Below are 11934 nucleotides of genomic sequence, written 5' to 3'. Positions count from 1 at the left end.
GCTCGGCCACCGCACCTCCAGCGGTCGGAACGGACGTCCCCCCATCCAACCGCCGCGATCACCAAACCGGCCAACCTATGCGGTCAGAGCACTAGCCGTAGTCAGCCTTGATTGGGAAGATCTTTCTCCCATCCGTCTCCCATGGGAGACGGATGGGAGAGGGCTGCGATGGAGTTCCAGATCCGGGACCATTCGGTTAACCACGGGCGCCGTGAGCTATCGCCGTCGAGGGGACTCGGGCCCGCCGGGCTACCCCAGGGGGCCGCCACCATCCGGCTCCCGGGCCGCCGGCCAGATACCTTGCTCGCCGGGCCGCACGCCCGGCGGGCAAGCAAGGAGAAATCCCATGCATGGCCGGGTCCGGGGCCGGGCCGGTGGCCCGTCGGCGGCGGTAGACCTTCTGCCGGCAGGCGGCGTCGCAGTACGCATAAGCTTGTCGTTTTAACGGGTCTGGTGACCATTAGTCCCACGCGTTGAAGAGCGCTCCTCCCAACGTGGTTATTGGGAAGAAGCCGATCTGGTGCCACTCACTTCGTGAGAACAGTGACGTGTCCAGGTCGGAGATAGGCGTGATGAACTGTTCAGTGCTCAACGCTGTGAAGCCGAGTACGGCGAAGGGGTGGGCCCAAAGCGGCGGGGGGACGAACTCGTCCCTGTACCATTCCCTTCGCTCATGAGCGAAGGGAACCCAGGGGTGGTGAGCATGGCACAGGACGACGCCTTCTCCAGCGTAATCGTGGATGACCGATGCGGTGTGAAAGGTCTGTGGGTACTCCTGTTCCTCCACCTCATCCACTCGGCCACCCGCTGCCCGGGCAGCGGCATACAGAGCGGTCCGGAACGCCCGCAGGTTCGTATCCGGAAGTGGACCTTCCTTCGGGCGGTGGAAGCCTGTTGCGCCTCTCAGCAGCGTGAACGCACCGTCGGTGACCATGTCGCTCATCTTGCCGTGTGACGGTGCGTCCATAGAAGTTGATTACGCCGGCCGCCTGCTGATTAGGCAGTGCGCCTGGGCTTTGTTCCTGCCTTGTGGTGGCTGGGACGGCTGTATGCCTCGCCGGTAGCGAGGACCCTGCCAACGTCATGGCGGGCGGCCGGTTGGCGGTTCTTCGAGCCGGGCGGGCGTCCTGGGCCGGGCTACGAGGGTTTTGGTGCGAACTGCACCGTCACGACCTGATCGAGGCCGGCGAAGGAATGACGGCCGTAGCCGCGGACCTGCGGGAGTTCCTGCGCGAAGAGTAGGTCCGCTCGATGTCCCTCACGAGTTCGTCGAGCATGTCTCCTGGCTGCTCTACGAGTACCGCCTGAACATCAACACCCTTTGGCGCAAGCTCGGTTGCTTCAGGCAGGCGCTGCTCACGCTGGTCCACCTGCGTAAGAAACGAGATGTTCTCGCAGCTCGGTGCCGGGTTCGGGATATCCCAGGCCACCGCCTGGCGGTACGTCGATGAGACCTTGGACGTTCTGCCCTCCCGGGCACCCGGCCTTCACGAGGCTCTCACCGGCCTCGGTGAGGGCGACCACGTCATCGTCGACGGGACCCTGATCTCCACCGACCGGATCAGCGCGGACGAGCCGTACTACTCGCAAAAGCACCGTAAGCACGGGATGAACGTGCAGGTCATCACTCGGCCCGACGGCGTGCTGCTCTGGTTCTCCCGCGCGACGCCGGGCCGAACCCATGATCTGACCGCGGCCCGTGCCCACGGCATCGTCCAAGCCTGCCTTACCGGCAGATCCTCGTCCTCGACGACCGCGCCTACCAAGGTGCCGGCGCCACCTTCCCACCCCGTACTACCACCACCGCGAACAGCCCGAGCACTACCAGCAGTTCAACCGTCACCACGTCCGACTGAGAGCTCCCGGAGAAACGCGCCTTCGCGCAGCTGAAGTCCTGGCGACTGCTCCGGAGAGCCAGATGTTCCACCCGTCGCATCGGTACCATCGTCCAGGCCGTCCATATGCTACTGACCTGCGACTATGCAGGATGAAAGAGGCTCACTGACCACTTTCATGAGATGCAGGCGCTTCACTTCTGGCGGACTCGGTGGTGCAGGTGCTGCGTCCGAAGGCCCCGGACGCGGTGGCACGTTGGACGTGCCTGCCGCCGACGGCGATTGTGCAGCTGGCCTCTCCACCCTTTTCACCGAGGGTGATGTTGAAGACAGGGGAAGTGCCGAGCGGCACGTTCCCTGCCTTCTTACACGGCAGTCGCCCGGTCGCCCTTGCCCCCGCGGTAGGTGATGTCCGCTGCACCGTCACCGAGGACCTCGTAGGTCACGGCGGCGGACATGGGCACCGCGGACCCTTGTCGGCCTTTTCGTTCCCGGCGCCGAGGATTCCTTAGGTGGCGAGTGCGCCGTAGGCGAGCAGCAGGGCCGCGGCGACGGCGACGCCGCGTCGGTCGGGGCTCCGGGAGACCTTTCCGGCGACTTCAGGGTCTTCGGACTGTTCCGGCTGTTCCAAGTCGACTGGTTCTTGTGTTGTGGGCATGTCCGCGCTTTCGGTCGAAGCGAGTTCGCCTGGCATATACAGCATCGGAAACCGTGCACGCCACGGTAGGGGGATAACGGATGAATTTGGACACTCATTTCACTCGAGGGAACCGAATGCCCGAATTGTGAATTCCCTTGACTGAGGTTCGAAGAATCCGTTAGACAGCGTCCGACTCTGATCGACACGTGACCGGCGAGGCAGCCTTTCCCATGCGATGGGGGGTGGTCCGGTCGTCATGCCCGGAGTCAGGTCGTCAGGTCGGTATTCAGTGCGACTGGCTGGGGTTCCTCGCCGGCGTGCAGATGAAGGGAATGGCGTGAAAGTGAGATTCGGGCGGGCTATGGCCTGCCTCGTGGTTTCGGCGGTCGCTTCCACCCTGCTGCCACAGGTTGCTTATGCGGCCGAGGTTTCGGGTGACGGCGGCGAGGGAATTATCGATTCCTTCACGGGCTGGTTCTCCGGCGAAGACGACGAGGGCGGCGGGAATCAGCCGAAGGCGGCAAGGACTGGCGGGAATCCGACGCTTCCCAGCCGGGAGAAGCTGCCTGCGGGGAAGGCGGCCGGGAAGGCGAAGCGTGTTGCGGAGCTGACGGGTCGGCGTACGGCGAACGAACGTTTCTGGCAGCTGTCCGACGGTCGGGTGCAGGCCGAGGTGTCGGTCACACCGACCGGGTACCGGTCGGGTAAGTCGTTCAAGGACATCGATCCGACGGTCACGAAGACCGATGCCAAGGGTTTCGCGCTGGCGAACACGACCAACGCAGCGCGTAGTTGGTTCGGCACGGACGCGGATCGGCTGCTGAAGTTCGAGGCAGACGGTCACACGGTGACGCTGGGCCTTCAGGGTGCGGGAAAGCTCGCTCCGGTGGCCGAGGGCAACACCGTGACGTACAAGAACGCGGTGGCCGGCGCGGACCTGTCCTATGTGGTGGGTCCGGGGCAGGTGAAGGAGAACATTGTTCTCGCGGAGCGCCCGGACGGTCCGGTGTCGTTCACGTTCACTCTCGATGCGGGTGGTCTGACGCCGAAGTCGGGCAAGGACGGCTCGGTCAAGTTCTACAGTGACGCACCCAACCCGGTGCTGGTGATCCCCGCCGCGTTCATGACGGACGCGAAGCGGAATCCCGCCGCCCCGTACGGTGCCGGTTACAGTGCGGCGGTTGAGCAGAAGCTGACCAAGTCCGGCAAGGACTGGAAGCTGACCGTCATACCGGATGCGAAGTGGCTGGCCGCGCCGGAGCGGCAGTACCCGGTCACCGTCGATCCCACGATCACGATCGCGCCGACGCCGACGACGGCCCAGGACGTGATGATCTCGTCGGACGGTCCGGCGTCCAACTATGACGACAACTGGCGTCTGTCGGTCGGCAACACGAGCACCGGCTCCTCCCGTGCGCTGATCCGCTTCCCGCTGGGCACGGTCCCGGCCGGCACGAAGCTGGATTCGGCGGATCTGAAGCTGTACTACGACCAGACGCACACCGCGGGTGACACCGAGGTCCAGCTGGAGGCGCACCGCGCCACGCAGCCGTGGACCGAGGACCGTGCGACGTGGAACAGTGCCAACACCTTCACGGGTGAGCTGTCCGGCACCTCCGTCGTCGTCGATGACGGCGACGCCGGGCGCACCGCGGCCGTCGGCTCCTGGCCTGCTTCGGGGAACACGGCGTACACGCAGTACGCGGTGAACACCGACTACCTCTACAACAAGGACACGGTCGCCGGGGACACGTACACCTGGCAGCCGAGTCTGCCGGAGGACGGTGACTACCAGGTCGAGACGCATTACGTCCCGGCCACCGACCGTGCCACCAACACCCCGTACACCGTGACGTACAACGGTGGTTCGAAGGCGTACACGGTCAATCAGCAGGCCGGTACCGGTGGTGAGTGGAAGACGCTGGGGACGCACCCGTTCAAGGCGGGCACCCTGGGCAAGGTCGTCCTCGGTGACGGCCCGGCATCCACCTCCACCACGGTCCTGGCCGACGCGGTCCGTTTCACGAAGGGCGGTGTCGTCACCAAGAAGCCCAATGAGCTGAACACCTGGCACACCTTCCCCGTGACCAAGACGGTCCAGTCGTGGATCGACGGCACGAACACCAACAACGGTTTCGTCATCAAGGCCGGTGACGAGAGCGCCAACGGGCCCAAGGGCGGTCCGCGTTACGAGGGCAGCGAGTTCGCGTACGCGGGGGAGTCGGCGAACTACCCGAAGCTGGTGCTGACCTATGGCCGCCAGGGTGTCGACCTCGCCGCCCCGACGACCATCCATGACACGGGTGCGGAGCTGAACTGGTCGGCGTACACCGACCCGTCGGCCGCGTCCACGGATGACGACCTGGTCGAGTACCAGGTGCACCGCTCGATCAACCAGTCCTTCACCCCGTCGGCTGCGACGATGGTGTCCCCGATCGCGCCGGGTACGACGTCGTTCACCGACACCTCCGCGGTCCCGACGAAGGCGGACGACACCGATCCGTTCGGCCGGGCGTACTACTACATGGTCGCCGTCAAGACCAAGGACCGCCAGATCCTCGGCGCCCAGACCCAGCTGGTCCGTCTCCCCAAGGCGGGCCGCACCACGAAGGTGCTGGAGGCATCGGCCGACACGACCCTGTCCTCGGCCGAACCCGCCCTGCCCCACGACACTCTCACCGAGGGCGGCCCGCAGACCTGGATCTCGGCCGGGAACAACTCCCTCACCTACGGTGACACCCGCGCCCTGCTGAAGTTCCCCCAGCTCGGCATCCCCACCACCGCCCGGGTTCTCGATGCCACGGTACGGCTGTGGGGCACCCAGACCAGCCAGGACACCACCGGCGCGATCTACGAACTGCGCCCGCTGACACGGGACTTCGACGAGACCGCGACCTGGGTGAAGGCCAACGCCGCCACCAACTGGACCACCCAGGGCGGTGACGTCGGCGCGGTCGTGTCCGACACCGGATCCAAGACCAACGACCCGGCCCGGCACGACTGGAACGTCACCTCACTCGCCCAGTCCTGGGTGACCACCCCGACGTCCCAGAAGGGCGTCGCCATCAAGATGGCCAACGAGGCCGTCGCGCAGGAACGCACCCTGTTCCTGTCCTCCGAAGGCGCCGAGCCCAAGCTCCACCCCAAGATCGTGGTCACGTACATCGACTCGACGACCGCCTCGACGTACTTCGCGCCGCAGACCCCGGCCCGGATGACGCCGAACACCACATACACGGTCGATTTCAACCTCACCAACACCACCACGACCACGTGGAAGGCCACCGACCAGGTCCTCACCTACAAGTGGGCCCTCCCGGACGGCACGGATGTCACCAACGGTGGCAACCAGATCCAGACCGCCCTGCCCCGTGATGTCGCACCGGGTGACTCGGTCAGCCTCCAGGCCCAGGTCAAGACCCCGATCAACTCCGACTCGGGCAACAAGCGCACCGACTACGCGCTGACCTGGGACGTCTTCAACAAGACAAACAGCACCTGGGTCTCCGGCACCGCCGGCATCCCCGGCCTGAAGCAGAACGTCGCCGTGGAGGACCCGACCTCCAACCAGCTCGGCCTGGAGAAGTTCTACTCCTACGCGGGCAAGAACACCGGCGCCGGCTCGACGGTCATGAACAACACGGCCTCCGGGAACAGCGTCTGGTCCTACAACGCGTTCTCCAACCCCGGCCGTGGCATCAGCACCTTCGCCCGCTTCTCCTACAACACTCTGGATACCTCCGACACCGTCCTCGGGCACGGCTGGTCCGGCCAACTGGCAGGACCCACCCGACTCGGCGCGCCGCTGGAGTTCCACCCCAAGCCCCACCCGACCGAGGTCAAGCTCCCGGACGGTGATGGCACCACGCACATCTTCGCCAAGCAGCCCGACGGCAGTTGGAAGGCTCCGGCGGGTGTCCACTACAAGCTGGAAGCCAAGCCCGGGCTGGACTGCACCCCGCTGAAGGACCCGATACCCGACGCCTGGACGATGACCCGTCCCGATGGCACGCGGTTCTTCTTCGGCTGCGACGGCTACATGACGTCGATCGTCGACAAGAACGGCAACACGCAGACCTACACGTACGAAGAACGCAAGTCGAACAACAAGCCCACCAAGTTCCTGAAGTACATCACCGACCCGGCGGGCCGTCAGAGCCTGACCGTCGAGTACTACGCCAAGGGCGAGGCCGGACCGAAGGTCGACGACCACGTCAAGTCGATGACCGACATCTCGCAGCGCAAGCTGGCCTTCGAGTACTCGGACAAGGGCCTGCTCACCAAGCTCACCGACGGCGCGGGCTCCTCCCAGCCGAAGGTGTTCGGATTCGAGTACGACGCCACCCAGGGCAACAAAAACGTCAAGCTGGTCAAGGCCACCGACCCGCGCGCCAACTCCACCGCCCTGGCGTACTACTACCCGAAGGAGGGCGACGAACCGAAGTACCACTGGTGGACGCAGACGATCACTGATCGCAAGAACTTCACCACCGGCTTCGCGTACAAGCCGAACACGGCGAACACCAAGTTCACCGACACCAAGCTCACCGATGCGGAGAGCCACGCCACGGACTATGTGACCGACGACTTCGGTCGCCCGGTCCAGATCACCAACGCCAAGTCCCAGCCCACGAAGATGTCGTGGGACGCGGACAACAACGTCACCTACCTCGAAGAAGCCAACGGCGCCAAGACCGCATACTGCTACGACCAGAAGACCGGATACCCGCTCTGGCAGCGTGACGCCGAGAACAACAAGGCGGGCGTTCCCCCGTCCTCGGACTGCGCCCCGGGCACCTACCCGACCAACGCGGCCAAGTACGAGTATCAGACGCGCTTGGACGGCTACTCCGCCGACCTGACACGCAAGACCTCACCCGAGGGCCGCGCCTCGAACTTCGGCTACGACTGCTTCGGCAACCTGAAGACAGTCACCGATCCCAAGGGCACCGCCACGTGGAGCCCGGGTGTATGCGTTCCCGCGACCAGCGGCTACACCACGAAGTACGACTACGACTCCTACGGTCAGCTGACGAAGGCGACCGACGCCAACGGCAACCCGACCACCAACAGCGCCTTCGGCCCGACCGGTTACCCGGCGACCATCACGGACGCGCTGGGCAAGGCTTCGACGTACGTCTATGACGAGCGGGGCCAGGTCCTGGAGGCGGTGAATGCCAAGGGTGCGAAGACGACCCAGGCGTACGACACCTTCGGCCGGCCCAAGGAGCAGAGGGCGCCCAAGAGCGCGGCGGACAATCAGTTCATCACGGTTCCCGCGCCCGTCTACGACGCGAACGACAACGTCACCAAGGTCACCTCTCCCTCGGGCACGGTGTCGACGTCGGTCTTCGACGCCACCGACCAGATCACTGAGTCGATCGCGCCCGGTGACGAGGCCGGAGCGCCTGGACGCAAGACGACCCGCACCTACGACAAGGTCGGCAACGTCCTGTCGGTGACGGAGCCGAAGGGCAACGAGGCCGGTGCGGTGGTCGGCTCGTACACCACCAGGGTGGCGTACGACGAGATCTACCAGCCGACCAGTGCCACCAACGCCAAGGGTGACACCGCGGTCTCGGTATACGACAACGTCGGCAACGTCGTGAAGATGATCGATCCGAAGAAGAACGCCTCCGCGGACCCGGACGACTTCACGGCCAAGACCGATTACGACCTCAACCACCGTCCGTTCCTGGTCACGGACGCTGCGGGCAAGACCGCTTCGACCACCTACGACAAGGACTCACTCACTCTCTCCACCACGGACGCGGAGAACAACAAGACCCTCCTGACGTACGACGAGCGGGGTGCGCTCACCGAGCAGAAGGTGCCGCACTCGAAGGACGGCTCCGGTGTCATAACTCACCGGACGACCAAGTTCGAGTACGACCAGGTCGGCAACCAGACCAAGGTCATCAGTCCGCGCGGCGTCGAGACCACCACTGATGCCACGGACCATGTCGCCGAAGCGAAGTACGACGAACTGAACCGGGTCAAGGAGCAGCTGAGTCCCTTCAAGGCGGGTGACGGCGACTCCGGGAGCCCGGACAGGACGTTCTACTTCTACGACGAGGTCGGCCAGCTGGAGCGGCTGTCCGCACCGCCGTCGCAAGGCCAGATCGTCCGTAACGACACGAAGTACACCTACTTCGACAACGGCTGGACGAAGTCGGCGACGGACGCGTTCGACATCTCGACGACGTACGACTACAACGACCTCGGTCAGCAGACGAAGAACACGCTGACTTCGGCCGGTGGCTCTTCGCAGCGCACGATGACGTGGGACTTCTACCCGTCGGGCAACCAGAGGGCTCGCTCCGACGACGGTGTCCCGGTGGGCAAGCAGGTCGCGCTCGTCGACTCGACGGATGTCAACAACACCGCGACTCAGGGCACCTGGGGTGCTTCGCAGGCGACGGGTCAGTGGGGCTATGACGTCCGTACGCATCCCAAGGGGACCGGCAGCTCGCAGTTCGTGTGGCAGTTGAACATCCCGCAGGACGGTTCGTACGAGGTCTTCGTCCGCCACGGTGACGTGACGGGTGCGGCGTCCGACGCCTCCTTCAAGGTCACCCACGCCACCGGCGATGTCACCAAGACGGTCGACCAGTCGACGCGTTCCAACGAGTGGATCTCGCTGGGCTCGTACTCCTTCACGGAGGCAGCCGCCCAGAAGATCACGCTGACGGACGCGGCGAACGGCACTGTGGTCGCCGACGCGGTGAAACTGGTCCGCTCGAACACCGGCGAAACCGACAACGAGAAGAAGGACTTCACCTACCGCTACGACGCCAACGCCAACCTGGTGGAGGTCAAGGACCTCGCCGCGGGCGCGAAGATCGACAGCTATGCCATCGCCTACGACGGGCTGAACCAGCTGTCGAAGGTGGAGGAGAAGTCGGGCAGCACGGTCAAGAACACGACCGCCCTGGACTACGACATCAACGGCAACATCACCAGCTCCACGCACGACCTGACCTGGTCGAAGATCGAGTACGACATCCGGAACAAGATCTCCAAGGTCACCAACGCCGATTCACCCACGGCAGGCAATCAGCAGATCTTCACCCAGACCTACACCGACCGGAACCAGCCGCTGAAGCAGACGAAGGCGAACGGCAACACCGTCGACTTCACCTACTTCCTCGACGGTCCGGCCAAGTCGGTCCTGGAGAAGACCTCGACCGGCGCGATCGTCGCCCAGCACGACCTGGAGTACGACCCGAACGGGAACCGCTCCAAGGACACCGCCAAGGTCATGAACGCCGACAACACCTCGGCGCACCTGAACACGGTCTCGTCCTTCGAGTACGACCCGCAGGACCGGATCAGGAAGGTCACCAAGACCGGTGACGGCGCTGGGACGGAGTCGTACCAGTACGACGCCAACTCCAACGTCGTCAACCAGACGGTCGGCGACGTCACCACGTCCTCGACATACGACCGCAACCGCCTGCTGAAGAACACCACGGCCGGGGTGTCCTCGACCTACAACTACGACCCGCTGGGCCGCCTGGACACGGTGTCCTCCAACGGGTCGACGCAGGAGAAGTACACCTACGACGGCTTCGACCGGATGGCCAAGCACACCGCCGGCACCGGCGGTTCGGCCAGGACGACCTCGTACGTCTACGACGCCTTCGACCGCACCCAGTCGCAGACCACGTCCGGGACGAGCGGCAAGACCACGGCCTTCACCTACCTCGGCATGGACAACAAGGTCCTGCGCGAGGAGGTCGCGGGCAAGGCGACGAAGTCCTACCAGTGGTCGCCGTGGGGTCAGCAGCTGACTCAGATCAAGCACAAGGACGACGGGAGCAAGGAGTACTCACAGTTCACCTACCACCCCAAGGGTGATGTCGAGGCGATCACGAAGGACGACGGCACGACCCGGGCGACGTACGGCTACACCGCGTACGGTTCGGACGAGTCGAAGCTCTTCACCGGCGCGGACAAGCCGGGTGCCCAGGCCCCGGACGCGGAGCCGTACAACGAGTACCGGTACAACGCCAAGCGTTACGACGCCTCGTCGGGTACGTACGACATGGGGTTCCGCAACTACGACCCGGGTCTGAACCGGTTCCTGACGCGGGACATGTACAACGGCGCGCTGGCCGACATGACGCTGGGCAGCGACCCGTACACGGGCAACCGGTACGCGTTCGCGGGCGGCAACCCGATCGCCTTCGTAGAGCTGGACGGTCACCTCTTCGGCGTCGATATCTCGATCTCGGACATCGGGCACGCGGTGCTGGATGTCGCCGGTCAGGTGCCGGTGGTCGGTGAGGTCGCCGACGGTGCGAATGCGATCTGGTACGCGGCCGAGGGCAACTGGGTCGACGCCGGAATCTCCGCGGCCGGCATGATCCCGTTCGCGGGCAGTGTGGCGACCGGGGCACGGCTGGCGTCCAAGACCGTCAATGCCGTCGACGCCGTCGCCGACGGCGCGAAGGCCGCGGACAACGTGGCCGACACGGCGAAGGCCGCCGACACGGCGACCGACACCGCGAAGGCGGCACCCGCCGCACCAAAGGACGCACCAGCGGCTGCACCAAAGGACGCACCAGCGGCTGCACCGAAGGACGCACCAGCGGCTGCACCGCAGGCGGCACCGAGTTGCAGGAACAGCTTCGTGCCGGGCACGCGCGTGGTGATGGCGGACGGATCCAGCAAGAACATCGAGGACCTGACCGTCGGCGAGCAGGTTCTGGCCACCGACCCGGAAACGGGCGACACCAGGGCCCGCGAAGTCACCGACACCCGCAACCACAAGAGCGACAAGCACCTGACCACCCTCACCGTCGACCCCGACGGCAAGGACGGCCAGGCCAAGCCGGGCAAGATCACCTCAACCTCGGCACACCTCTTCTGGCTCCCGGACGCAGGCAAGTGGGTCAAGGCCCAACGGCTCGAACCGGGCATGTGGCTCCAGACCTCGTCCGGCACCTGGATCCAGATCACCGCGATCGACGACAGCCACCGCAGCGAACGAGTCCACAACCTCACCGTCGCCGGCGTCCACACCTACTATGTGCTGGCAGGACAGACGCCGGTACTCGTACATAACTGCGGAGACATTGGACAACAAGTCGAGCACGGTTCAACTGAGCTGAGTCGCGCTACGGTGTTTCAGCGCCTGCTGGACAATAACCGAGGAAATTTGTACGGATCAGCGAGGCTCCGAGATGGAAGTATCATCTCGGCTCATTCTGATGACGCGGGTCACGCCGAAGAATACCTTGTGCAACTAGCAGGGGGCGGAAGCAACATTGCCGAGATGTATACCGAGTACGGGATGTGCCCAAGATGTCAAGGCCCCGGCGGGAGTCGTGCTGTTCTTCCGTCGCTCCCTGCCGATGTACAGTTGACCTACTCAATCCCGTTCGCAGACCCGGCCAGTAGGCCAGCGGCAAGAACCGCCCTGCGCGGGGTAATTAAATCGATCTTTGGCTAAGA

3 protein-coding genes and 2 pseudogenes are annotated in these 11934 nt (G+C 64.8%); 2 read left to right on the top strand and 3 right to left on the bottom strand.

What is annotated here, in order from left to right; translation table 11 throughout:
• Positions 1–460: 460 nt before the first annotated feature.
• Together ACWGO0_RS05105 and ACWGO0_RS05100 are read right to left on the bottom strand one after the other, a co-directional pair.
• Positions 461–943, bottom strand: coding sequence for a hypothetical protein (locus ACWGO0_RS05105; RefSeq protein ID WP_453528111.1), 483 nt, complete (start codon positions 941–943; stop codon positions 461–463).
• 53 nt (positions 944–996) lie between these two features.
• A pseudogene (locus ACWGO0_RS05100) lies at positions 997–1155 on the bottom strand (NF041680 family putative transposase); the annotation flags it as partial.
• A 131-nt stretch (positions 1156–1286) separates the two neighbouring features.
• On the opposite strand from ACWGO0_RS05100, the pseudogene ACWGO0_RS05095 reads away from it, so the two are divergent.
• Positions 1287–1991: pseudogene (locus ACWGO0_RS05095) on the top strand (transposase family protein).
• A gap of 352 nt (positions 1992–2343) precedes the next feature.
• Here the strand turns inward: ACWGO0_RS05095 and ACWGO0_RS05090 are convergent.
• Complete coding sequence (locus ACWGO0_RS05090; RefSeq protein WP_453528108.1) at positions 2344–2466, bottom strand: hypothetical protein; 123 nt, start codon at positions 2464–2466, stop codon at positions 2344–2346.
• A 382-nt stretch (positions 2467–2848) separates the two neighbouring features.
• Between ACWGO0_RS05090 and ACWGO0_RS05085 the strand changes: the two genes are divergently transcribed.
• Positions 2849–11932 carry a golvesin C-terminal-like domain-containing protein gene (locus ACWGO0_RS05085; RefSeq protein WP_453528105.1) on the top strand — a complete coding sequence of 3028 codons (9084 nt, stop codon included), beginning with the start codon at positions 2849–2851 and terminating at the stop codon, positions 11930–11932.
• Positions 11933–11934: the final 2 nt, after the last annotated feature.

This window comes from Streptomyces sp. NPDC055749, assembly GCF_053617235.1.
The sequence above is the reverse complement of the archived record's forward strand: the minus strand, read 5'-3'. Positions and strand labels throughout refer to the sequence as shown.